This window comes from Microbacterium lacusdiani, assembly GCF_054779895.1.
In genome coordinates this window covers 82,592-104,424 of the sequence record NZ_BAAGXJ010000010.1, presented here as the reverse complement: position 1 = coordinate 104,424, position 21,833 = coordinate 82,592, and the positions used below count along the sequence as shown (strand labels likewise).

The window sequence follows — 21,833 nt, the reverse complement described above, 5'->3', positions numbered from 1 at the left end:
GCCGGCGGACATGCCGCGAGCGTAGCAGAACGCCCGCGGCCGACGTACCGTGGGGCCATGGGCGAGGCAGCCGGATCCGGTCTCGACGCCCTGCTCCGCCAGCGGCGCCGGGAGATGATCGAGTGGCATCTGGAGGCGCGGGGCATCCGCGACCGCCGGGTGCTCGATGCCATGGACCGCGTGCCGCGGGAGCGGTTCGTGCCGGAGCACCTCGCGCGCGACGCGTACTCCGACTCGCCGCTGCCGATCGAGCACGGCCAGACGATCTCGCAGCCGTACATCGTCGCGCTGACGGCCGAGGCCGGGCGGATCTCCCCCGGCGACCGCGTGCTCGACGTCGGCACCGGCTCGGGGTACGCGGCCGCCGTCTACGCCGCGATGGGCGCCGAGGTGTGGTCGATCGAGTACGTGGCGGAGCTGGCCGCGACCGGGCGGCGCGCGCTCGACGCGGCGGGATTCGAGCGCGTGCGGGTCGCCTCCGGCGACGGGACGCTGGGGCTGGCGGACGCCGCGCCGTTCGACGCGATCCTCGCCGCGGCCGCGGGCCCCGAGATCCCCGCCCCATGGCTCGACCAGCTCGCGGACGGCGGCCGCATCGTGATGCCGCTAGAGCGCGGCCTCGGGTGGCAGCAGCTGATCCGCCTCATCCGCCGCGGCGACGAGTACGACCTCGACGACCTCGGCGCCGTCCGCTTCGTCCCCCTCCGCGGCGAGCACGGCCTGCGCTGAGCGGGTCGCCGCTGCGAGACAGCAACGCCGCGCTGAAAGCGCTGTGGTGCGCTGCGGTCTCGGCGCGGCGTTGATGTTTCGGCGCGGGGTTGCATTGTCGCCGGCGCGCCTCGGTCGTTCGTCCACAGATCCGGATCCGTCGGGATCCGCTCCGATCGGATCCTGACGTCCGACACGCGACGGCAGGATGCGGGAGCGTGCCGTCATGTCGATCGCGCTGCCCGAGATTGTCACCATCCGACCGTGTCCGGTGCCGCTGATGCGGCCTGGAGACGCCGCCTTCCGCCTCGACGTCGCTGAGCGCCGGGGCGAGCTGCATCGCGTGGCGCTGGGCGTCTACGCTCCCAAGGCGCTCTGGGACCTGCTCCCGCCGTGGGACCGATACCTGGCCCGGGTTCACGCGCATGCGCTGCTGCGCCCCGGTGCCGTGTTCGCGCTCGAATCGGCGGCCGTGCTCACGGGCCTGCCGATCGTCGGCGAGCCGACGGAGATCCACGTGCTGAGCGCCGACGGCACCTCCCGGCTGGTCGGCCAGGTGCGGACCCACGTATCGACCGACCAGCGCGAGATCGTCCGGATGGACGGGATCGCGTTCGTCGCGCCCGCCGACACGGCGGTCGACATCGCGCGCCACCGACATCCCGCGCTCGGCCTGATGACGGCCGACGCGCTGCTGCGACTCACGCCCGCACTGGATGCGGGTCACCTGCTCGAGCTCAACGAGCTGAGGACGAGCGCGCGCGGACGCGCCGCCGCGCGATGGCCGCTCACCCGCGCCACGCCGCTCGCCGAGAGCAGTCTCGAGTCGATCAGCCGCGCGGGCGTCGAATGGCTCGGGTACCCCGCACCGGAGCTTCAGGTGGTGTTCCGAACCTCCGCCGGCGACGTGTTCCGCGTCGACATGTACTGGCGTGCTCAGCGCCGGATCGGCGAGGCCGACGGCGATCTCAAGTACGACGGCGAGAGCGGACGCGCACGCCTGCGGGAGGAGAAGCGACGCGAGGACATCCTGCGTCGCGGCTGCGACGGCGTCGCCCGGTGGGGATGGGGCGAGGCTCGCGATCCGGACGCGCTCGACGCGGCGCTTCGGGCGAGCGGCTTGCGACCGGAGCGGCCCCGTGTGGCGGCACCGTTGCTGACGCTGCCTGCGGCAATCGATCCTCCCCGCGGCCGGACCGCAACTCCGCGCTGACCAAGCAGCTCCGCGCCGAGACTGCAGCGATCCACTGCAGTCTCGGCGCGGAGTTGCCGTCTCGCGGATGGCGCGGCGCGGCGCCGGGCCTACTCGCGGAGCGTGGCGCCGTGGCGCTCGGCCGCGAGGGCGACGCCCGCGAGCTTGGCCTCGGTGGCCTCCGCGGCCGTGAGGGTGCGGTCGGGCGCGCGGAAGCGCAGCGCGAAGGTCAGGCTCTTGCGGCCCTCCGGGATGCCCTGGCCTCGGTAGTCGTCGACCAGGCGCACGCCCTCGAGCAGCTCGCCCGCGCCCTCCACGAGCGTGCGGCGCAGCTCGCCGGCCGGCAGCGCGGCGTCGACCACGAGCGACACGTCCTGCGTGGCGGCGGGGAAGGTCGACAGCGAGGCGACCGTCACGCGCTCGCCCGCGAGCGTCAGCAGCGCGTCGAGGTCGAGCTCGGCCACCGTGACGCGGCCGTGCAGGTCGGCGTCCTCGGCCACCTGCGGCAGCAGCTCGCCGACGTAGCCGACCTCGGCGCCGCCGACCGTGAGCACGCCGGTGCGGCCCGGGTGCAGCGCCGCGCGACGGCCCTGCGCGACCTCGATCTCGACGCCCGCGGCGGCCGCGATGACGCGGACCGCGTCGAGCGCCACCTCGAGGCCCGCGGCCTCGGCCTCGCGACCCGGCTGCTTGGGCGCGACCGCGCCGGCCAGCAGCAGCGCCACGTGGCGCGGCTGCGGCGGGATGGAGGCGTCCAGGCGCGCGAGCGTCTCGGCGTCGGGGCGCACCGCGAGCGGCGGCACACTGGGCGTGCCGTACTCCACGCCCGGCTTCGGCAGGAACACCGCCCCGATCTCGTACAGCGCCAGGTCGGTGAGCCCGCGCGCCACGTTGCGGTGCGCGGTCTGCAGCAGGCCCGGGATCAGCGAGCGACGCAGGAACGGCGCCTGGCCGTCCAGCGGGTTCGCGAGGCGCACGCTGGGCAGGTGCTCGCCCGACGCCGAGCCGTGCAGGTCGTTGTGCTCCTCGGTCGTGAAGGGGAACGACGGGGTCTCGACGAAGCCCGCGGCGGCGAGCGCGTTCGCCACGCGGCGACGCCCCTGCTGCGCCGGCGTGAGGCCGCGGCCGGACGGCGGGGTCGGCAGGACGGACGGGATCTTGTCGACCCCGTCGATGCGCGCCACCTCCTCGGCGAGCGTCCACTTGTCGGTGAGGTCCGGTCGCCACGACGGCGCAGTGACGCTCCATCCGTCGGCGGTCTCCACGACCTCGCAGCCGATCATCGTCAGCGCCTCGGCGATGCGGGCCGCGGTGTAGTCCACGCCCACGAGGCGCTGGACGAAACCGGCGGGCAGTGCGATCGCCTCGGGCGCGTACGTCGCGCCGAGGGCGCTGCCGAGCTCGTCGGCCGTTCCGCCGCCCAGCTCGACCATGAGGTCGACCACGCGCTGCGCCGACGCGGCCGGCAGCAGCGGGTCGACGCCGCGCTCGAACCGGCGCGACGCCTCGCTGGGCAGCTTGTGGCGGCGCGCCGTGCGCGCGATCGACACGGTGTCGAACACCGCCGCCTCGATCAGCACGTCGGTCGTGTCGTCGCCGATCTCGGTGTGGGCGCCGCCCATCACGCCGGCCAGGCCGATGGGGCCCGAGTCGTCGGTGATCAGGAGGTCCTCGGTGGAGAGCTTGCGCACCTGGCCGTCGAGCGTCTCGAGGGTCTCGCCCTCGGTCGCGCGACGCACGGTGATCCCGCCCGTGAGCCTGTTCAGGTCGTAGCCGTGGATCGGGCCGCCGAGCTCGAGCATCACGTAGTTCGTGATGTCGACCAGCAGCGAGATCGAGCGGATGCCTGCGAGCGTCAGGCGGGCGACCATCCACGGCGGGGTCGGCCGCGACGGGTCGACGCCGCGCACGGCGCGCGTCACGAACTCCGTGACGCCGTTGCGGCCGCGGATCGGCGCCCGGTCGTCGACGACGACCGGGAACCCGGTGCCGGATCCGATCGACGCCAGCTGCGCGGGGTCGCGGAAGTCCGCTCCGGTCGCGTGGGCGTACTCCCGCGCGATGCCGCGGATCGACATGGCGTAGCCGCGGTCGGGCGTGACGTTCACGTCGACCGCGACGTCGTCGAGGCCCAGGAGCGCGATCGCGTCCGTGCCGGGCTCGGGGTCGAGTCCGAGCTCGGCGAGTCGCAGGATGCCGTTGTGCTCGTCGCCGAGGCCCAGCTCGCGCGCCGACGCGATCATGCCGTCGGAGACGTGCCCGTACGTCTTGCGCGCCGAGATCGCGAACGGGCCGGGGAGCACGGCGCCGGGCAGCGACACCACGACCTTGTCGCCCTCGAAGAAGTTCGACGCACCGCACACGATGCCGCGCGGCTCCGGCTCGCCGACGTCGACCTGGCACCAGCGGATGGTCTTGCCGTTCTTCTGCGGCTCCTCCTCGAAGGAGACCACGCGGCCGACGACGACGGGGCCGGTCAGCTCGAAGCGGATGACCTCCTCCTCCTCGAAGCCGACCGACACGAGCGCCGCGAGGACGTCCTCGGGGCTCGCCCCCGCGGGGACGTCCACGTACTCACGCAGCCACGAAAGCGGGACGCGCATCACACCACCATCCCGAACTGCTCGCTGAAGCGGACATCGCCCTCGGCCATGTCGCGCATGTCCTGCACGTCCGAGCGGAACATCAGGGCCCGCTCGATACCGATCCCGAAGGCGAAGCCCGAGTACACCTCGGGGTCGATGCCCGCCGCGCGCAGCACGTTGGGGTTGACCATGCCGCAGCCGCCCCACTCGATCCAGCGCGCGCCGCCCTTGAAGGTCGGGTGCCACAGGTCGAACTCGGCCGACGGCTCCGTGAACGGGAAGTAGTTGGTGCGCAGGCGCGTCTTGGCCTCCTCGCCGAACAGCGCCTTGGCGATGTGGTCGAGCGTGCCCTTCAGGTGCGCCATCGTGATGCCCTTGTCGACCACGAGGCCCTCGGCCTGCGTGAACACCGGCAGGTGCGTGGCGTCGAACTCGTCGGTCCGGTACACGCGACCGGGGCACAGCACGTAGATCGGCAGGTCGCGCTCGAGCATCGACCGCACCTGCACGGGGCTGGTGTGCGTGCGCATCACGAGGTGGCGTGCGACGGGATCCACGAAGAACGTGTCCTGCATCTGACGCGCCGGGTGGTCCTCGTCGAAGTTGAGCGCGTCGAAGTTGAACCACTCGTGCTCGAGCTCGGGACCCTCCGCGATCTCCCAGCCCATGCCGACGAACACGTCGCTGATCTGCTCCTGCAGGACGCTGATGGGGTGGCGCGCGCCCACGCGGGTGCGCGAGGCGACCGCCGTGATGTCGATGCGCTCCGCCTCGAGCCGCGCGGCGGTCTCGGCCTCGGCGAGCTCCGCCTCGCGGGCCGCGAGCGCCTGGTTGACGCGTCCGCGCGCGCCGCCGACCAGCTTGCCGAACTCCGCCTTGCGGTCGTTGGGGACGTGGCGCATCTGCGCGTTGAGCGCGGCCAGCGGGGATCCCTCCCCCGCGTGCGCCGATCGGGCGGCCTTCAGGGCCGCGGTGTCGGGGGCCGCGGCGATCGCCGCCAGCGCGTCCGCGACCGCAGCCTCCACCGCCTCAGGGGTGATCTCGGGAACGTCAGGCACGAGAACCGAGTCTATCCGCGGCCGGATGCCGCCCGTGCCGCGCCCCTGGGGCGCGGCACGGGCCGGATCAGCGGCCGCCGGGCCCGCGCTCGAGGTCGTGCAGCTCCTGCGCCGCGATCACCTCGGTGTCGGTGCCCTCGTGCAGGCGCGGCGCGATGGCCTCCTGCGCGGCGCGCACGCGCGGCGACTTCTGCATCCGCTTCTCCACCAGGCGCGCGGCGCCCGACAGCAGCAGGCAGAGCCCGATGTAGATCGCGCCCACGACGATCGTGGACTGGATGATCGGCGAGTCGAGCGTCGCGGCGGCGCCGAGGCGCTTGGCGAAGAACAGCAGCTCCTCGTACGTGATGATGAAGCCGAGCGCGGTGTCCTTGAGCGTCACGACGAGCTGCGACAGGATGACGGGCATCATCGCCCGCACCGCCTGGGGAAGCAGGATCAGGCGCATCACGCCCGACTTGCGCAGACCGATCGCGTAGCCGGCCTCGCGCTGACCGCGCGGCAGCGCCTCGACGCCGGCGCGGATGACCTCGGCCAGCACCGAGCCGTTGTACGCGACGAGCGCGATCACGACGACCCAGTAGCTCGGCATCCGGATGCCGATCACGGGCAGGCCGTAGTACAGCAGGAACATCATGACCAGGACGGGCACGGCGCGGAGGAACTCGACCACGGCCGTGACGGGCCAGCGCACCCAGGCGTGATCGGACAGGCGGCCGATCGCGAGCACGAACCCGACGGCCAGGGCGCCGACGGCCGCGAGCGCGAAGGCGCTGACCGTGTTCCACAGGCCGATCGCGATCTGCTCCCAGATGCGCGTGTAGCTGAACGCCTCCCACTTCGAGGCGGCGAACTGGCCCGTGGCGAACAGGCGCCACACGAAGAAGGCGACGATCCCGAGGACGACGACGATCGTCAGGATGCCGATGATCCGGTTGCGGATGATCGCCCGGGGGCCCGGGACGTCGTACAGAACGCTGCCGCTCATCGTGCCACCGTCCAACGCTTCTCGAGGTTGCGCTGCGCCCACGAGAGCAGCATCACCAGGGCCACGAAGATCACCATCACCCACACGATCACGAGCAGCTGGTTCTCGCCGCGCTCGCTCAGCCAGTCGCGCATCGATCCGAGGTTCAGGACCGAGAAGCCCGCCGCGACGGTCGTGTTCTTCAGCAGCGCGATGAACACGCTCATCATGGGCGGGATGACCGAGCGGAACGCCTGCGGCAGCACGACCAGGCTCATGACCTGACCGAAGGTCAGCCCGATCGCGCGTGCCGCCTCGGCCTGCCCCACGGGCACGGTGTTGATGCCGGAGCGGATCGTCTCCGCCACGTACGTCGCGGTGTACACGCCCAGCGCCGCGATCGCGAAGCCCATCGCCGCGGGGCCGCTCGCACGAACCTCGATCAGCGGCGGGAGCGCGAACGCGAAGCCGAAGAACACGAGCGTGAGCGGCGTGTTCCGGATGGTGTTGACGTAGAACGTGCCGACGGCGCGCGCGATCGGCACCGGCGAGACGCGCATCGCGCCCACGATGGTGCCCAGGATCAGCGCGACGAGACCGCCGCCGAAGAACAGCTGCAGCGTGCCGAGCAGCGCCTCGCCCCACAGGTCGAGGTTGTCGGTGATGACGCCCATGCCGCTCCTTTCGCGCGCGTCGGATGGGAAGGATCAGGGCCCGGGACGGCCGTCGCGCGGCCGTCCCGGGCGGGTGCCGTCAGTCGACGGCGGGCTGAGTCGCCTCGACGCCGGCGGGCGCGAGGTGCTTCTCGAACAGCGCGTTCCAGACGTCGCCGCCCTCCGTGAAGAGGGAGTTGATGTGGTCCTTGAGCGCCGTGTCGCCGTCGGCGATGCCGACGCCGTAGCGCTCCTCGCTGAAGATCTCGCCCGTGAGCTTGAGCTCCTCCGGCTCGAGCGCGACGTAGCCGGCGAGGATCGCCTCGTCGGTCGTGATCGCGTCCACCTGGCCGGCCTTGAGCTGCTCGACGCACTCCGAGTAGGTCTGGCGCTCGGTGACCTCGCCGCTGTACTCCTCGCGGATGCGCTGCAGCGGGGTGGAGCCCGTGACGGAGCAGGTGACCTTGCCCTCGAGGTCCTCGGGGCCGTTGATCGAGTCGTCGTCGGCCGCGACCAGGAGGCCCTGGCCCGTGATGAAGTACGGCCCGGCGAAGTCGATGACCTCGTCGCGCGCCGGCGTCATCGAGTAGGTGCCGACGTAGTAGTCGATGTTCCCGTTGATGAGCTCCTGCTCGCGGTTGGCCGACGGGATGGTCTCGAACTGGATCTGGTCCTCGCCGAAGCCCAGCGACGCCGCGATCCAGCGCGCGATGTCCACGTCGAAGCCGGTGCGCTCGCCGGTCACGGGGTCCTCGTAGCCGAGGCCCGGCTGGTCCGCCTTGACGCCGATGACGACCTCGCCGGCCTCCGACATGCGGTCGAACGTCGGGCTCCCCTCGAGCTGGACGTCGGTCGCGACCTCCCAGAGGGCGTCGCCGCCGTCCCCCTCGCCTGCGCCGGGGTCGGTGGGCGATCCGCTGTTGCACGCGGTGAGCGCGAGCAGGGCCGTCAGGCCGATGCCGGCGCCCGTGAAGATCCGGGACTTGCGCATGTGATTCCTCCTTGGTGGGGTGGTTCCTCATCGTCGCGCGGCTTCGCGCGACGGCGGGTCAGTGCGTGATGAGCTTCGAGAGGAAGTCCTTCGCGCGATCGCTCTTCGGGTTGGTGAAGAACTCCTCGGGCGTCGCCTCCTCGACGATCTGCCCGTCGGCCATGAACACGACGCGGTTCGCGGCCTTCCGCGCGAAGCCCATCTCGTGCGTGACGACGATCATCGTCATGCCCTCCTTCGCGAGGGAGATCATGACGTCGAGGACCTCATTGATCATCTCGGGGTCGAGCGCGCTGGTCGGCTCATCGAAGAGCATCACCTTGGGCTTCATCGCCAGGGCGCGCGCGATCGCGACGCGCTGCTGCTGGCCGCCGGAGAGCTGGGCCGGGAGCTTGGCCGCCTGATGCCCGACGCCGACTCGGTCGAGCAGGGCCTTCGCCTGCTTCTCGGCCTCGGCCTTGCTCAGGCCGCGGACCTTGATCGGCCCGAGCGTCACGTTCTCGAGGATCGTCAGGTGCGCGAACAGATTGAACGACTGGAAGACCATGCCCACATCCGCGCGCAGCTCGGCGAGGCCCTTGCCCTCCTTCGGCAGCTCCTTGCCGTCGATCGCGATCGTGCCGCTCGTGATCGTCTCGAGACGGTTGATCGTGCGGCACAGCGTCGACTTGCCGGACCCGGAGGGGCCGATCACCACGACGACCTCGCCCTTGCCGACCGTGAGGTCGATGTCCTTCAGCGCGTGGAAGTCGCCATAGTGCTTCTGCACGTCCTTGACGACGACGAGGGGCTCAGTCATGCGACTCACCCTAGGCCGTCGCCGAGGGGCGGACCAGCAGGCGGACCCGCGCTTTACCGACTTGTAACAGGCGGCATGCGCGATCGGGAATGTCCCGATCAGGGGACAGTCCGGGCGTGTCGCGTGCGCGCGGCCCGGGTCAGGCGCGCTGCGCGAACGCGCTCTCGTAGAGGCACACGCTCGCGGCGGTCGCGAGATTGAGCGACTCGGCCCGGCCGAAGATCGGCAGCTTCAGCGCGCGGTCGGCGAGCGCGAGCGCGCCGTCCTCGAGGCCGTGCGCCTCGTTGCCGAACAGCCAGGCCGTCGGGCGCGCCAGCAGCCCCTCCGCGCGCGCCGCGAGAAGGTCGTCGCCCTTGACGTCGGCGGCCAGCACCGCGAGGCCGGCCGCATGCGCGCGCGCGACGATGTCCTCGAGCTCTCCCCCGACGGCGACCGGCAGGTGGAACAGGGATCCGGTCGTCGAGCGCACGACCTTGGGGTTGTACGGATCGACCGTGCGGCCCGTCAGCACGACCGCGTCGGCGCCGGCCGCGTCGGCGGCGCGGATGATCGTGCCGAGGTTCCCGGGGTCGCGCACCTCCTCGCAGATCGCGATGAGGCGCGGCCCCTCGGCGAAGATGTCCTTCACGGCCGTGGGGTTCTGCCGTGCGACCGCGACGAAGCCCTGCGGCGTCACGGTGTCGGCCATGGCCTCGAGCACGGCCTCCGAGACGAACTGCGCGTGCAGGCCCTCGTCGGTCAGCAGCGTGCGGACGTCCTGGTGCCGCTCGAGCGCGGTGGGCGTGGCGAACAGCTCGACGAGGGTCTCGGGCCGGAAGGCGAGCGCCTCGCGCACCGCCTGCGGCCCCTCCAGGAGGAACAGCCCGGTCTCCTTGCGCGCGTTGCGCTTGGCCAGCTTGGCGACGGCCCTCACGCGCGGCGACCGCGGATTCTCCAGCACGTCGACAGTCTATGGCCGCGCAGGCATACCGACATGAAGCGCAGGTGACGCGCGCGCCGCGCGCACGTCACCTCGGGGAACACGCAGCGACCCGCAGGGGCCTGGATGACCCGCGTTTCGACTCCGCTCCTTCGTCGCTCCGCCCAACGACCGGGGTGAGCCGGCAATAAACCCTGCATCTACCGTCGTGCGAGCGAAGCGAGCGTGCCGCGGAGCGGCCAAACCGCAGCGCGAAGCGCTGCCGAACGGAGCGTCAGCGACGTTCTCGCTCGCGAAGGGCCCCCGAAGGGGCGCCCGCACGCGTGCGACCCGCTTTTGATAAGAAGACAAGAGGGCGCCCCCGAAGGGACGCCCTCTTGGAAGCGAGATGCTTACGCGGCCGACTTCGGCGCGTTCACGTCGCTGGGCAGCGCGGCCTTGGCGGTCGCGACGAGCGAGGCGAACGTGGCGGGCTCGTTCACGGCGAGCTCGGCCAGGATGCGACGGTCCACCTGCACGCCCGCGAGGCCGAGGCCCTGGATGAAGCGGTTGTAGGTGATGCCGTTCTGACGCGCGGCGGCGTTGATGCGCTGGATCCACAGGCGACGGAAGTCGCCCTTGCGCTTGCGACGGTCGCGGTACGCGTAGACGAGCGAGTGGGTGACCTGCTCCTTCGCCTTGCGGTACAGGCGCGAACGCTGGCCACGGTAACCCGAGGCGCGCTCGAGGATGACGCGACGCTTCTTCTGGGCGTTGACTGCCCGCTTGACTCTAGCCATTCTTCATTCTTCCTAACGGGATGTTCGCGTCAGCGACCGAGGAGCTTCTTGACCTGCTTGAGGTCGTTGCCCGAGATGACCTGGTCCTGGTTGAGACGGCGCGTGCGACGGCTCGACTTGGACTCGAGGTTGTGGCGCATGCCCGCCTGCTGCTTCTTGATCTTGCCGCTGCCGGTGATCTTGAAGCGCTTCTTGCTGCCCGAGTGGGTCTTCTGCTTCGGCATCTTCTCTTCCTTCGTGATGCGCCCCTCGGGGCGACGTTGTGTGCACCCGCCGGAGCGGGAGTCTGTGGGGCGGATCACTCCGCGGCCGGGGCCTGCGCCTTCGCCTCGCGCGCCGCGGCCTTGGTGGCCGCGCGCTGCGCGTTCTGCTCGGTCTTGACCTCGGACTTGTTCTTGTGCGGCGCGATGACCATCACCATGTTCCGGCCGTCCACCTTGGGGTTGGACTCGACGGTGCCGAACTCGGCGACGTCGTCCGCGAACTTCTTCAGCAGGCGCACGCCCTGCTCGGGGCGCGACTGCTCGCGACCGCGGAACAGGATCATGGCCTTCACCTTGTCACCCGACTTCAGGAAGCCCTCCGCGCGCTTGCGCTTGGTCTCGTAGTCGTGTTCGTCGATCTTCAGGCGGAACCGGACCTCCTTGAGGACCGTGTTGGCCTGATTGCGACGGGCCTCCTTGGCCTTCTGCGCGGCCTCGTACTTGAACTTCCCGTAGTCCATGATCTTGACGACGGGAGGCTTCGAGTTGGGGGCCACCTCGACGAGGTCGAGATCGGCCTCCTGCGCCAGGCGGAGGGCGGCCTCGATGCGGACGACGCCGATCTGCTCGCCGTTCGGGCCGACGAGTCGGACCTCGGGCACGCGGATGCGCTCGTTGGTACGGGGATCGCTGATGCGGAACTCCTTGGGTGGGTGACTGAGGCCACCGTGACGACGTTTTCGTGCCACGGGCGGGAGAGAGACTCAGCATCCACCCGGCAGACGTCACACGTCGGCCTCACCCGATCAGGCATGCCGCGGCGGCCTGGAACACTCGCGCGAACGCGAGGGAGTGCATGACCCGGTAGCCTTATGACGGCAAGCGCGGGTGGGAAGTGAATCCTCTTTCGTCCGGCTTCTCATGCGAGAAGGTCCGGAGCCCGGGAAAGTCTAGCAGAGAGCGGCACATGAGCACCAACCCCGGCCACACCCACTCCTTCGACGCCCAGCGCGAGGCGCGCTGGGAGGAGCAGGACCGCGCCGCGGCCGACACCTCGGCCGTGCGGGACATCGCGGACGTCGCGGCCGTCGAGGTCATCGGCTCGGCCTGCGTCCACCTCATGAGCGCGGCCGCCGTCAAGCTCGGCCTCGCGGACTCCCCCGACGCCGACGCCGACATCGACCTCGACGAGGCGCGCAAGCTCATCAACGCGCTCGCCGGCCTCGTGACCGCCGCAGCCCCCGAGATCAGCGACATGCACGCGCGCCCCATCCGCGACGGCCTGCGGTCCCTGCAGCTGCGCTTCCGCGAGATCTCGACCATCCCGGACGAGCTGGGCAAGGGCCCCGGCGAGAAGTGGACGGGCCCGGTCGTCTGACCGGCACCCGCCCCGCGGCGGCTACTCAGTGCTCGCGAGCTTGATCGCGAGCGAGTCGACGAGGGTCGCCACGCGGTCGTCGGTCGACCAGCGGCGCGCCAGCCGGGCCAGCACGGCGTCGAGCTCGGTCCGGTCCAGCCCGGACATGAGCGTGAGCCGCACCACGAGCTCGGGCCCCTGCAGCCGCGCGGTCGGGTCTCCCGGCTCCACCTCGAGGTCGAGCACGGCGAGCTCGCCCGCGATGCTCTCCTGCAGGCCGAGGAAGACGTCGGGGTCGGCGAAGCTGGGGGTCCACGGCTCGCCCTGCGCGATCGCCCAGACGGCCGGGCGGCGGACGACGAACTCCGTGTCGGACGTGGGGTCCAGCACCATCAGGTCCGTGTGCTCTGCCGACGCGGCCAGCGCCGCGCGCACCGCCTCGACGGGGATCGGACGGGCCTTCGCGTCCCAGCGACCCAGCGCCTCGACGGAGCTGAACACCGGCAGCACGCTGCGGCCGTCCGGCGCGGCGACCGTGACGATCGAGAGCTCCTGCGTCTTGTCCACCACAAGCCCGTGCGCGCCGACGCCCTCGTCGCCCTTCTCTGCCACCAGCGGAATCAGCACGCGCGCGCGACGCAGCGCGTCGACGACCGCGACCTGATCCCCGTCACCCGCGCGGAAGGCGGTCAGCGCCGCGAGCAGCGCGGGGTCGGCGGAGCCGTCGTCGGACGCGTGGGGGTTCGCCTCGAAGTGACGTCCCTCCCACGGGACGCCGGCGGAGTCTGCGCGGTCAGTCGGCCGCGACATCCAGCGCCTCGGCGAGCGTGAACGCGCCCGCGTAAAGGGCCTTGCCCACGATCGCGCCCTCGACGCCGTTCGGCACCAGGCGACGCAGCGCCGCGATGTCGTCGAGGCTCGAGACGCCGCCAGACGCCACGATGGGCTTCGGGGTGCGCGCCGTGATCTCGCGCAGGAGGTCGAGGTTCGGCCCGCGCAGCGTGCCGTCCTTCGTGACGTCGGTCACGACGTAGCGGCTGCAGCCGGCCTCCTCGAGGCGCTCCAGCACGTCCCAGAGGTCGCCGCCCTCCTGCGTCCAGCCGCGCGCCGCGAGCGTCGTGCCGCGCACGTCCAGGCCGACGGCGATCGCGTCGCCGTAGCGGCCGATGACCGACGCGGTCCACTCGGGGTTCTCGAGCGCCGCGGTGCCGAGGTTGATGCGCTGCGCGCCGCTCTCGAGGGCCGCCTCGAGCGAGGCGTCGTCGCGGATGCCGCCCGACAGCTCGACGTTCACGCCGCGCAGGTGCTTGATCACCTTGCGCAGGACGCCCGCGTTGCTGCCGCGGCCGAACGCCGCGTCCAGGTCGACCAGGTGGATCCACTCGGCACCCTGCTTGGCCCAGTTCTCGGCCGCCTCGATGGGGTCGCCGTAGTCGGTCTCGGTGCCGGCGGCGCCCTGGGTCAGGCGGACGGCCTTGCCGTCGGCGACGTCGACAGCGGGCAGCAGGATCAGTCCGGGGGTGGACGCGAAGTCGTTCATAGCTCCCAATGTGCTTCGGATCCGCGAGCGCCGGGAATCTCCCGTCGCGGGGCACGATCTCAGAGGTTAGCCCCGCGGAGGCCGTCGATCCAATTCCGCAGCAGGCGGATGCCCGCCTCCCCCGACTTCTCGGGGTGGAACTGGGTGGCCGAGAGGGGCCCGTTCTCGACGGCCGCGAGGAAGCGGCCGCCGTGCTCCGCCCAGGTCAGGACCGGCTGCGGGAAGGGCGGCTGGACGTCGAGCGTCCACTCCTGCGCGGCGAACGAGTGCACGAAGTAGAAGCGCTCGTCCTCGAGCCCGCGGAACAGGCGCGAGCCCTCCCCCGCCTCCACCGTGTTCCAGCCCATGTGCGGCACGACGGGCGCCTTGAGCTCCTCGACCACGCCGGGCCACTCGCCGAGGCCCTCCGTGTCGACGCCCCGCTCGATGCCGTGCTCGAACAGCACCTGCATGCCGACGCAGATGCCCAGCACGGGCCGTCCGCCCGCCAGGCGGCGCTCGATGAGCTCGGGACCCCGCACGGACCGCAGCTGCTCCATGACGGCCCGGAAGGCGCCGACGCCGGGGACGAGCAGGCCGTCCGCGTCGAGGATCAGGCCGCGGTCGCGCGTGAGCCGCACGTCCGCTCCCGCCGACTGCAGGGCCTTGACGGCGGAGTGGATGTTCCCGGAGCCGTAGTCCAGGACCGCGACGACGGGCTTGTCGCCCTCGCGCACGGCGTCGTCGGGGGTGTTCGCCTCGCTCACAGGGCTCCCTTGGTCGACGGGATGCCCTCGACCAGCGGATCGAGCGCCTTCGCCTGGCGGAACGCGCGCGCGAGCGCCTTGTACTCGGCCTCGGCGATGTGGTGCGGATCGCGGCCCGAGATGACGCGCACGTGCATCGTGAGGCCCGCGTTGAATGCGAGCGCCTCGAACGTGTGGCGCACGAGCGACCCGGTGAAGTGACCGCCGATCAGGTGGAGCTCGAAGCCGGCGGGCTCGCCCTCGTGCACGAGGAACGGCCGGCCGGAGATGTCGACGACGGCCTGCGCGAGCGCCTCGTCCAACGGCACGAGGGCGTCGCCGTAGCGCGAGATGCCCGACTTGTCGCCGAGGGCCTCGCGGATCGCCTGGCCCAGCACGATCGAGATGTCCTCGACCGAGTGGTGGGCGTCGATGTGGGTGTCGCCCGTCGCGGTCACCGTGAGATCGGTCAGCGAGTGCTTCGCGAACGCCGTCAGCATGTGGTCGAAGAACGGCACGCCGGTCGAGATGGTGCTGCGGCCGGTGCCGTCGAGGTTCAGCTCCAGCTCGACGCTCGACTCGCTGGTGGAGCGGGTGCGGCGTGCGATTCGGGCAGTCGTCATGCCCGCGAGTCTAGTCGGGGCGCGGTCGCCGCCGGACCGCGCGGCGACCGCGCACGGCCTCCGCTCAGCGACGGCCCAGCTCGGCCAGGGCCTCCAGGAACGCCGTGGTCTCCTCCTCGGTGCCGGCCGTGACCCGCAGGTGGCCGGGGATGCCGATGTCGCGGATGAGCACGCCTCGGTCGTACAGCGCCTGCCACGTCGCGGCGGGGTCGGAGACGCCGCCGAACAGCACGAAGTTCGTCCACGACTCGTACGCGCGGTAGCCGAGCGCCTCGAGCGTCGCCGACATCCGGTCCCGCTGCACGACGATCTCGTCGACCATCCGCAGCATGGTGTCGGAGTGCCGCAGAGCCGCGGTCGCGGCCGCCTGCGTCAGCGCGCTGAGGTGGTACGGGAGACGGACCAGGCGCAGCGCGTCGATCAGCACCGGATCGGCCGCGAGATAGCCCACGCGGGCGCCGGCGAAGGCGAACGCCTTGCTCATGGTGCGCGAGACCGCGAGGCGGGGGCGCCCGCCCAGCAGCGTCAGCGCCGAGGGCGACTCGTGCGGCGCGAACTCCTGGTACGCCTCGTCCACCACCACGATGCCGTCTGTCGCGTCGTACACGGCCTCGACCACGTCGAGCGACAGCGGCGTGCCAGTGGGGTTGTTGGGGGCGCACAGAAACACGACATCGGGCCGCGCCTCCGCCACCTGGCGGGCCGCGTCCTCCGGGTCGATCGTGTAGTCGTGGCCGCGCGTGCCGCCGATCCACTCGGACCCGACGCCCCGTGTGAGGAGCCGGTACATGGAGTAGGTGGGCTCGAAGCCGAACGCCGAGCGCCCGGGACCCGCGAACGCCTGCAGCACGTGCTGCAGCACCTCGTTCGAGCCGTTGCCGGCCCAGATCCGGCTCTCGTCGAGGCCGTGGCCGAGGTACTGCGCGAAGCCCTGCCGGAGCTCGGTGAACTCGCGATCCGGGTAGCGGTTGACGTTGCGCAGAGCCTGGGCCACCGCGTCGGCGATGTCGTCCGCGACCTCGGCCGGCACGGGATGCGTGTTCTCGTTGACGTTGAGTGCCACGGGGAGAGGCGCCTGAGGTGCCCCGTAGGGCTTCTGCCCGCGCAGGTCGTCGCGGATCGGCAGTTCGTCGAGAGTGACCGTCACCCTCTCAATGCTAGGGCCGCTCGGACGGGTGGCCTCTCGTCCGTCAGCGGGCCGAGGAGTACTCCGCCGGGATCGCGAGCCGCTCTCCGGCGGCGACCGACGAGCTCTGCAGCTGGTTCAGCGCGACGATCGCGTCCACCACGTCGCGCGGGTCCGCGGCCGGAGCGATCTCCTCCGCGATCGACCAGAGCGAGTCGCCCGCCATGACCGTCACGGTGTCGAACGTGCCGGCGGGTGCGCCGTCCTCGCGCGACGCGAGGGCGCCTCCGCCGCTGATGACGGCGAGGGCCAGGCCCGCGGCGACCGGAGCCGCGGCGAGGGCGGCCAGCACGCGACGACCGCGGCGCGTGACCCGCAGCCGCGTCGCCGGCGCCACGCGGACGGCGCGCTCGGTGCGGAGGGCACGGGCGGGGCGGACCGGGGCCTGGTAGGCGGTGATGCTCACGGTGGTCATCTGCGGCTCCTTCAGCTTCCTCGAGAGGATCGGAGAGGCTTCGCATCCGGCGCTCGGCCGGGAGGGCCGGATGCGAAGCTCTGTTCCGAATCTATCTTCGAAGATTCGAATCTGTCAACGTCTTCTTCGAAAACCGGTCCGAGATGTCACGCGACACGCTCGAACAGATCTTCCGGATCCGCGTGGTTCTCGGATACCGTTTCGATGAAGGACACTCCACCACGGGCCACCGACATCGGATGTCGGAGCGAAGGAGCACGGGACATGAGCGCCGTCGACACCAGCACGTCGAACCTCGACGCCGGACAGTCGGCTGCGGCCGACGAGAAGCCCCGCACGCGGCGCCGCAAGAGCCTCAGCGACAAGCAGCTGGCCATCCTCGAGGTCATCCAGCGCTCGATCCAGACCAAGGGCTACCCGCCCACGATGCGCGAGATCGGCGACGCGGTCGGCCTCAAGTCGCTCTCGAGCGTCACGCATCAGCTGGGGCAGCTCGAGCTGAGCGGCTACCTGCGCCGCGACCCCGGCAAGACGCGTGCGATGGAGGTGCTGATCGACCTCCCCGGCCAGTCGGCGGAGAACCTCGACGCGGGCATGCCCACGGTCGGCGACGCCGCCATGGTGCCGCTCGTCGGCCGCATCGCGGCGGGCGTGCCGATCACGGCCGATCAGCAGGTCGAGGAGATCTTCCCGCTCCCCCGCCAGCTGGTCGGCAAGGGCGAGCTGTTCATGCTGAAGGTCTCGGGCGAGTCCATGATCGACGCCGCGATCTGCGACGGCGACTGGGTGGTCGTGCGCGTGCAGAACACGGCGGAGAACGGCGACATCGTCGCGGCCATGCTCGACGGCGAGGCCACGGTCAAGGTCTTCCGGCAGCGCGACGGCCACACGTGGCTCCTGCCGCGCAACTCCGCGTTCGAGCCGATCCTCGGCGACGAGGCGGTCGTGCTGGGCAAGGTCGTCGCGGTGATGCGCGCGGTCTGACCTCCGCGGGCTCCCCGATAGCGTGGGGGCATGGCACAGACGCTCCCATACGGATCCTGGCCCTCGCCGATCGCGGCAGCCGACATCGCCGGAGGCTCGCCTCGCCTGGACGGCGCGCGCTTCGTGGGCGACGAGATCTGGTGGAGCGAGAGCGTGCCGTCGGAGCGGGGGCGCACCGCGGTCTTCCGGCTCACGGACGACGAGCCCGAGGCGCTGCTGCCGGCGCCCTGGAACGCGCGCTCGCGCGTGCACGAGTACGGCGGCGGTGCGTGGACCGTCACGCCGGCCTCCGAGCTGCTTTTCGTGGAGGGCTCGGATCAGCGCGTGCACCGGTTGACCGTGGGCGGCGCGCCCGAGCCCCTCACGCCGGCGGGCCTGGGGATGAGCTTCGGCGACCTCACGTTCGCCGCCGGTCCCGACGGCGGGGGCCGGCTGTGGGCCGTGCGCGAGACACACGCCGGCGACCGCTCCCCCGTGCGCGATATCGTCGTGATCCCGCTCGACGGCTCCGCGGCCGACGATCCCGAGGCGATCCTCAGCGTGGTGGCCGGTTCGGACTTCCTCGCGTACCCGGCGCCGCGCGGCGACCGACTCGCCTGGATCGCGTGGGACCACCCGGACATGCCGTGGGACGCCTCCGAGCTGCGCGTGGGCCGGATCGGCCCCGACGGGCGCGTGGCGGACCACGTGGTGGTCGCGGGGGGCCGCACGGAGGACGGCGGGATCTCGGCGCTGCAGCCCGAGTGGACCGGCGACGACGAGCTCATGTTCACCGCCGACCCCGAGGGCCGCTGGAACCTCCACTGGGTGCGGTTCGACGGCCTCGGCGCGACCGGCCCGGAGCCGATCTACCCCGCCGACGCCGACACGGGCGGACCGCTGTGGAACCTCGCGACCCGCTGGTTCGCGGCGCTCGACGACGGCCGGATCGTCGCGGTGCGCACGCACGGCGCCGACGAGCTCATCGTGATCGATCCGACGTGCGGCGCGGTGGACGGCCTGGAGACCTCGCTCACCGGCGGGGTGCTCGTGCGGGACGCACAGGGCTCCCGCGTCCTGCTCACGGGCGCCGGCACCCGCGTCCCCGGAGGCCTCTGGCTCCTGGACGTCGACGCGCGCACGCTCACCGCGCTGCGCGGCGGGGTCTCGGCGCTCGCCCCCGCATGGATGCCGACCTCCCGCGCCGTGACCTTCGAGGGTCCGGACGGCGACGTCCACGCGTTCGCATACCCTCCGACCAACCCGGATGCGACCGCTCCCGAGGGCGAGCTGCCTCCGTACCTCGTGCTCGTGCACGGCGGGCCGACCGCGCACGCGTCGGGCGAGCTCTCGCTCGCGGTCGCGTACTTCACGAGCCGCGGCATCGGCGTGCTCGACGTGAACTACGGCGGATCGACCGGCTACGGCCGCGCGTACCGCGAGCGGCTGCGCGGCCGCTGGGGCATCGTCGACGTCGCCGACACGGCCGCCGCCGCGCGGGGGCTCGCGGCGGCGGGTCTGGCGGATCCCGCCCGGATCGCGATCAAGGGCGGCTCGGCCGGCGGCTGGACCGTGCTGTGCGCGGTCGCCGACACGGACGTGTTCGCCGCCGGCATCAGCCGCTACGGCGTCGCGGACCTGCGGCGGCTGGCCGACGACACGCACGACTTCGAGGCGCGGTACCTCGACGGCCTCGTCGGCCCGCTCCCCCAGGCCGAGCCGCTGTACGTCAGCCGCTCGCCCCTGTCGCGGCCCGAGACGCTGCAGACGCCGCTGCTCATCCTGCAGGGCGCCGACGACCCGGTGGTGCCGCCGTCGCAGTCCGAGGCGCTGCGCGACGCGCTGGCGGCCAACGGCGTGCCGCACAAGTACCTGCTGTTCGAGGGCGAGTCGCATGGCTTCCGGCAGGCGGAGACGCTCGTGCGCGCGTTCGAGGCCGAGCTGGCCTTCCTGGGCGCGATCCTCGGGTTCGAGACCCCCGGGGTGCCGCCGATCGACCTGGACTGACTCCGGGTCAGCCCAGTCGCATCCCGAACGCCTGGACCCCCTCGTGCGAGGGCAGGCGCGAGAACCCGACGCGGTCGTAGAACGCCAGGGCGCCGGCGTTCCGGGTCGCGGCGGTCAGGTGCAGCCCCGGCACGCCGCGGCGGCGCAGCTCGGCGACCAGCGCCTCGATGAGCCGGCGCCCCCACCCCCGCCCCTGGGCCTCGGGCAGCAGGTCGATGTGCAGGTGCGCCGGGTAGCCCGCCGCGGCGTACGGCTCCGCGCCCGGCCGGCGTCCGTAGGCGTAGAGCAGGATGCCCTCCTGGCGCGTTCGCTCCCGCTCGGGTCGCGCGCGTCCCTCGGTGCGCGACGGCCACCAGTCGACCCGGAACCACTCCTCGAAGGCGTCGGTGTCGTCCGTGCCGACCACGTACCCGATCACGCGGCCCTCGTCCTCGAGCACGAAGGCCAGGTCCGGGTGGCGGGACACGTACGGCAGCGCCCACACGTCCGCCCACAGCCCGTCGTCCTCGAGCACGCCCGTGGCGTCCCCGCCGTAGTCGGCCGTGCGCAGGCAGATCTCCGCGACGGCGTCGCGGTCGGCGGCTGCGTACGGCCGGATCCGCATGCTCAGGCCACGCGGAAGGGCTCGAGCGCCGCGGCGAGGCGCTCGGACACGTGGGCGTGCACCAGCGTGCCGCCCTCCTCGTGCGAGCGCTCGAGAAGGTGCCCCTGCTCGTGGATGGCCGAGATCAGCTCGCCGCGGTCGTACGGGACGAGCGCGCGGATCTCGACCTCGGGCATTGGCAGCGCCGCCTCGATGGCCGCGCGCAGCTCGTCGATGCCCTCGCCGCTGCGCGAGGACACGAAGACCGCGTTCGGCTCGAGGCCCCGCAGGACGAGGCGCGTGTCGTCGTCCACGAGATCGGCCTTGTTGAAGACGACGATCTCGTGGATGTCGCGCGCGCCCACGTCGCCCATCACGTCGCGGACGGTCTGCAGCTGCCCGGCCGGGTCGGGGTGATGCGCGTCGACGACGTGCAGGATGACGTCGGCGTCGGCCACCTCCTCGAGGGTCGAACGGAACGCCTCCACGAGCTGGTGCGGCAGGTTGCGCACGAAGCCGACCGTGTCGGCGATCGTGTAGACGCGGCCGTCCGAGGTCTCGGACCGCCGCACCGTGGCGTCGAGGGTCGCGAACAGCGCGTTCTCGACCAGGACCCCGGCGCTGGTGAGCCGGTTCAGCAGGCTCGACTTGCCGGCGTTGGTGTAGCCGGCGATCGCGACCGAGGGGATCGTGTTGCGCTTGCGCTCGCCCCGCTTCGCCTCGCGCGCGGGCGCGAAGTCGCGGATCTGCCGGCGCAGCTGCGCCATGCGCGTGCGGATGCGACGGCGGTCGAGCTCGATCTTCGTCTCACCGGGACCGCGCGAGCCCATGCCCGCGCCGCCGGCGCCGACCTGGCCACCCGCCTGGCGGCTCATCGAGTCACCCCAGCCGCGCAGGCGCGGCAGCAGGTACTCGAGCTGCGCGAGCTCGACCTGAGCCTTGCCCTCGCGGCTCTTGGCGTGCTGGCTGAAGATGTCGAGGATCACCGTGGTGCGGTCGATCACCTTGACCTTGACGACGTCCTCGAGCGCGCGCCGCTGGCTGGGTGCGAGTTCCGTGTCGGCGATCACGGTGTCGGCTCCCACGGCCGCGACGATGTCCTTGAGCTCGTCGGCCTTGCCGCGACCGATGTACGTCGCGGGGTCCGGGTGCGGGCGCCGCTGGAGCACGCCGTCCAGCACCACGGCGCCAGCGGTCTCGGCGAGCGCCGCGAGCTCGCGCAGCGAGTTCTCCGCGTCGGTCAGCGAGCCCTGCGAGTACACGCCCACGAGCACGACGTTCTCGAGCCGGAGCTGCCGGTACTCGACCTCGGTGACGTCCTCGAGCTCGGTCGAGAGGCCGCCGACGCGACGCAGCGCCGCGCGCTCCTCGCGATCCCACTGCTCGCCGTCCGCCGTGCCCTCGCCGGTCGTGGTCGCATCCTGCAGCGCCTGCGCGGCTCCGAAGACCCGTGCCCCGGTGCGCGCCTCGGCGCGCGAGAGCACGCGATCCACCAGATCCGGCTCTGCCTGACCGACGACGCCGTCGGTGTCGGGATCTGGTGTGGTGGTGTCAGTCATCCATGCCTTTCGTCGCGAGCC

The 21,833-nt window shown here is 72.0% G+C and carries 23 protein-coding genes; 5 read left to right on the top strand and 18 right to left on the bottom strand.

The features are described 5' to 3' along the window. Positions 1–57 precede the first annotated feature (57 nt). Both ACYVGN_RS08585 and ACYVGN_RS08580 read left to right on the top strand, forming a co-directional pair. On the top strand, positions 58–729 hold the full coding sequence (locus ACYVGN_RS08585; protein ID WP_460790123.1) for a protein-L-isoaspartate(D-aspartate) O-methyltransferase: 672 nt from the start codon (positions 58–60) through the stop codon (positions 727–729). 259 nt (positions 730–988) lie between these two features. Continuing rightward, entirely contained in the window at positions 989–1,921 is a 933-nt protein-coding gene (locus ACYVGN_RS08580; protein ID WP_460790122.1) for a hypothetical protein, read from the top strand. Between the two features lie 89 nt (positions 1,922–2,010). Here ACYVGN_RS08580 and pheT read toward each other — a convergent pair whose 3' ends face one another. From pheT to infC, 10 genes are all read right to left on the bottom strand, one after another. After that, positions 2,011–4,503, bottom strand: coding sequence for a phenylalanine--tRNA ligase subunit beta (gene pheT, locus ACYVGN_RS08575; RefSeq protein ID WP_460790120.1), 2,493 nt, complete (start codon positions 4,501–4,503; stop codon positions 2,011–2,013). Then, the gene (pheS, locus tag ACYVGN_RS08570) at positions 4,503–5,543 is read right to left on the bottom strand and encodes a phenylalanine--tRNA ligase subunit alpha (protein WP_460790118.1); all 1,041 of its coding nucleotides are present in this window, start codon (positions 5,541–5,543) and stop codon (positions 4,503–4,505) included. The genes pheT and pheS overlap by 1 nt, the downstream gene beginning before the upstream one ends. Positions 5,544–5,610: 67 nt before the next feature. Further along, positions 5,611–6,531, bottom strand: coding sequence for an amino acid ABC transporter permease (locus ACYVGN_RS08565; RefSeq protein WP_134745790.1), 921 nt, complete (start codon positions 6,529–6,531; stop codon positions 5,611–5,613). Then, entirely contained in the window at positions 6,528–7,184 is a 657-nt protein-coding gene (locus tag ACYVGN_RS08560; protein WP_055993349.1) for an amino acid ABC transporter permease, read from the bottom strand. Before ACYVGN_RS08560 ends, ACYVGN_RS08565 begins: the two co-directional genes overlap by 4 nt. 79 nt (positions 7,185–7,263) lie before the next feature. Further along, positions 7,264–8,154 (bottom strand): glutamate ABC transporter substrate-binding protein, encoded by an 891-nt coding sequence (locus ACYVGN_RS08555; protein WP_460790116.1) that lies wholly within the window; start codon positions 8,152–8,154, stop codon positions 7,264–7,266. 58 nt (positions 8,155–8,212) lie between these two features. After that, the gene (locus tag ACYVGN_RS08550; RefSeq protein WP_460790114.1) at positions 8,213–8,953 is read right to left on the bottom strand and encodes an amino acid ABC transporter ATP-binding protein; all 741 of its coding nucleotides are present in this window, start codon (positions 8,951–8,953) and stop codon (positions 8,213–8,215) included. A gap of 139 nt (positions 8,954–9,092) precedes the next feature. Then, a complete protein-coding gene (locus tag ACYVGN_RS08545; protein WP_460790112.1) occupies positions 9,093–9,893 on the bottom strand; it encodes a TrmH family RNA methyltransferase in 801 nt (266 codons plus the stop codon). Positions 9,894–10,264: 371 nt separating this feature from the next. After that, positions 10,265–10,651: a 50S ribosomal protein L20 gene (rplT, locus tag ACYVGN_RS08540; RefSeq protein WP_055993340.1), complete on the bottom strand. Its 387-nt coding sequence runs from the start codon at positions 10,649–10,651 to the stop codon at positions 10,265–10,267. Between the two features lie 29 nt (positions 10,652–10,680). Continuing rightward, a complete protein-coding gene (rpmI, locus tag ACYVGN_RS08535; protein WP_055993338.1) occupies positions 10,681–10,875 on the bottom strand; it encodes a 50S ribosomal protein L35 in 195 nt (64 codons plus the stop codon). 74 nt (positions 10,876–10,949) lie between these two features. Continuing rightward, positions 10,950–11,516: a translation initiation factor IF-3 gene (infC, locus tag ACYVGN_RS08530; RefSeq protein ID WP_230667697.1), complete on the bottom strand. Its 567-nt coding sequence runs from the start codon at positions 11,514–11,516 to the stop codon at positions 10,950–10,952. Between the two features lie 305 nt (positions 11,517–11,821). On the opposite strand from infC, the gene ACYVGN_RS08525 reads away from it, so the two are divergent. Continuing rightward, positions 11,822–12,232, top strand: coding sequence for a DUF1844 domain-containing protein (locus tag ACYVGN_RS08525; RefSeq protein ID WP_055993336.1), 411 nt, complete (start codon positions 11,822–11,824; stop codon positions 12,230–12,232). A 21-nt stretch (positions 12,233–12,253) separates the two neighbouring features. Here ACYVGN_RS08525 and ACYVGN_RS08520 read toward each other — a convergent pair whose 3' ends face one another. The 6 genes from ACYVGN_RS08520 to ACYVGN_RS08495 form a co-directional block, all read right to left on the bottom strand. Next, positions 12,254–13,021 carry an SseB family protein gene (locus ACYVGN_RS08520; RefSeq protein ID WP_460790109.1) on the bottom strand — a complete coding sequence of 256 codons (768 nt, stop codon included), beginning with the start codon at positions 13,019–13,021 and terminating at the stop codon, positions 12,254–12,256. After that, positions 13,005–13,751, bottom strand: a complete 747-nt coding sequence (priA, locus tag ACYVGN_RS08515) for a bifunctional 1-(5-phosphoribosyl)-5-((5-phosphoribosylamino)methylideneamino)imidazole-4-carboxamide isomerase/phosphoribosylanthranilate isomerase PriA (protein ID WP_055993331.1) — start codon at positions 13,749–13,751, stop codon at positions 13,005–13,007. The genes ACYVGN_RS08520 and priA overlap by 17 nt, the downstream gene beginning before the upstream one ends. Before the next feature lie 59 nt (positions 13,752–13,810). Next, positions 13,811–14,497, bottom strand: a complete 687-nt coding sequence (gene hisH / locus ACYVGN_RS08510) for an imidazole glycerol phosphate synthase subunit HisH (RefSeq protein ID WP_055993329.1) — start codon at positions 14,495–14,497, stop codon at positions 13,811–13,813. Continuing rightward, entirely contained in the window at positions 14,494–15,099 is a 606-nt protein-coding gene (gene hisB, locus ACYVGN_RS08505) for an imidazoleglycerol-phosphate dehydratase HisB (protein ID WP_055993327.1), read from the bottom strand. The genes hisH and hisB overlap by 4 nt, the downstream gene beginning before the upstream one ends. A 64-nt stretch (positions 15,100–15,163) precedes the next feature. Beyond that, positions 15,164–16,255 (bottom strand): histidinol-phosphate transaminase, encoded by a 1,092-nt coding sequence (locus tag ACYVGN_RS08500; RefSeq protein WP_374198154.1) that lies wholly within the window; start codon positions 16,253–16,255, stop codon positions 15,164–15,166. Between the two features lie 34 nt (positions 16,256–16,289). Further along, positions 16,290–16,700 carry a LysM peptidoglycan-binding domain-containing protein gene (locus tag ACYVGN_RS08495; RefSeq protein WP_460790107.1) on the bottom strand — a complete coding sequence of 137 codons (411 nt, stop codon included), beginning with the start codon at positions 16,698–16,700 and terminating at the stop codon, positions 16,290–16,292. 264 nt (positions 16,701–16,964) lie between these two features. On the opposite strand from ACYVGN_RS08495, the gene lexA reads away from it, so the two are divergent. Both lexA and ACYVGN_RS08485 read left to right on the top strand, forming a co-directional pair. Next, the gene (gene lexA / locus ACYVGN_RS08490; RefSeq protein ID WP_460790106.1) at positions 16,965–17,684 is read left to right on the top strand and encodes a transcriptional repressor LexA; all 720 of its coding nucleotides are present in this window, start codon (positions 16,965–16,967) and stop codon (positions 17,682–17,684) included. A gap of 30 nt (positions 17,685–17,714) precedes the next feature. After that, positions 17,715–19,670 carry a S9 family peptidase gene (locus ACYVGN_RS08485; protein ID WP_460790104.1) on the top strand — a complete coding sequence of 652 codons (1,956 nt, stop codon included), beginning with the start codon at positions 17,715–17,717 and terminating at the stop codon, positions 19,668–19,670. 7 nt (positions 19,671–19,677) lie between these two features. Here ACYVGN_RS08485 and ACYVGN_RS08480 read toward each other — a convergent pair whose 3' ends face one another. Together ACYVGN_RS08480 and hflX are read right to left on the bottom strand one after the other, a co-directional pair. After that, entirely contained in the window at positions 19,678–20,274 is a 597-nt protein-coding gene (locus tag ACYVGN_RS08480) for a GNAT family N-acetyltransferase (protein ID WP_055993319.1), read from the bottom strand. A gap of 2 nt (positions 20,275–20,276) precedes the next feature. Next, positions 20,277–21,812, bottom strand: a complete 1,536-nt coding sequence (hflX, locus tag ACYVGN_RS08475) for a GTPase HflX (RefSeq protein ID WP_055993317.1) — start codon at positions 21,810–21,812, stop codon at positions 20,277–20,279. Positions 21,813–21,833: the final 21 nt, after the last annotated feature.

Bases quoted from the DNA above. Each gene is read 5' to 3' on its own strand.
- ACYVGN_RS08585 (WP_460790123.1), top strand. From the start codon at position 58: ATGGGCGAGGCAGCCGGATCCGGTCTCGACGCCCTGCTCCGCCAGCGG.
- ACYVGN_RS08580 (WP_460790122.1), top strand. From the start codon at position 989: ATGCGGCCTGGAGACGCCGCCTTCCGCCTCGACGTCGCTGAGCGCCGG.
- pheT (WP_460790120.1), bottom strand. From the start codon at position 4,503: ATGCGCGTCCCGCTTTCGTGGCTGCGTGAGTACGTGGACGTCCCCGCG.
- ACYVGN_RS08565 (WP_134745790.1), bottom strand. From the start codon at position 6,531: ATGAGCGGCAGCGTTCTGTACGACGTCCCGGGCCCCCGGGCGATCATC.
- ACYVGN_RS08560 (WP_055993349.1), bottom strand. From the start codon at position 7,184: ATGGGCGTCATCACCGACAACCTCGACCTGTGGGGCGAGGCGCTGCTC.
- ACYVGN_RS08555 (WP_460790116.1), bottom strand. From the start codon at position 8,154: ATGCGCAAGTCCCGGATCTTCACGGGCGCCGGCATCGGCCTGACGGCC.
- ACYVGN_RS08550 (WP_460790114.1), bottom strand. From the start codon at position 8,953: ATGACTGAGCCCCTCGTCGTCGTCAAGGACGTGCAGAAGCACTATGGC.
- rplT (WP_055993340.1), bottom strand. From the start codon at position 10,651: ATGGCTAGAGTCAAGCGGGCAGTCAACGCCCAGAAGAAGCGTCGCGTC.
- rpmI (WP_055993338.1), bottom strand. From the start codon at position 10,875: ATGCCGAAGCAGAAGACCCACTCGGGCAGCAAGAAGCGCTTCAAGATC.
- ACYVGN_RS08525 (WP_055993336.1), top strand. From the start codon at position 11,822: ATGAGCACCAACCCCGGCCACACCCACTCCTTCGACGCCCAGCGCGAG.
- ACYVGN_RS08520 (WP_460790109.1), bottom strand. From the start codon at position 13,021: ATGTCGCGGCCGACTGACCGCGCAGACTCCGCCGGCGTCCCGTGGGAG.
- priA (WP_055993331.1), bottom strand. From the start codon at position 13,751: ATGAACGACTTCGCGTCCACCCCCGGACTGATCCTGCTGCCCGCTGTC.
- hisB (WP_055993327.1), bottom strand. From the start codon at position 15,099: ATGACGACTGCCCGAATCGCACGCCGCACCCGCTCCACCAGCGAGTCG.
- ACYVGN_RS08495 (WP_460790107.1), bottom strand. From the start codon at position 16,700: ATGACCACCGTGAGCATCACCGCCTACCAGGCCCCGGTCCGCCCCGCC.
- lexA (WP_460790106.1), top strand. From the start codon at position 16,965: ATGAGCGCCGTCGACACCAGCACGTCGAACCTCGACGCCGGACAGTCG.
- ACYVGN_RS08485 (WP_460790104.1), top strand. From the start codon at position 17,715: ATGGCACAGACGCTCCCATACGGATCCTGGCCCTCGCCGATCGCGGCA.
- ACYVGN_RS08480 (WP_055993319.1), bottom strand. From the start codon at position 20,274: ATGCGGATCCGGCCGTACGCAGCCGCCGACCGCGACGCCGTCGCGGAG.
- hflX (WP_055993317.1), bottom strand. From the start codon at position 21,812: ATGACTGACACCACCACACCAGATCCCGACACCGACGGCGTCGTCGGT.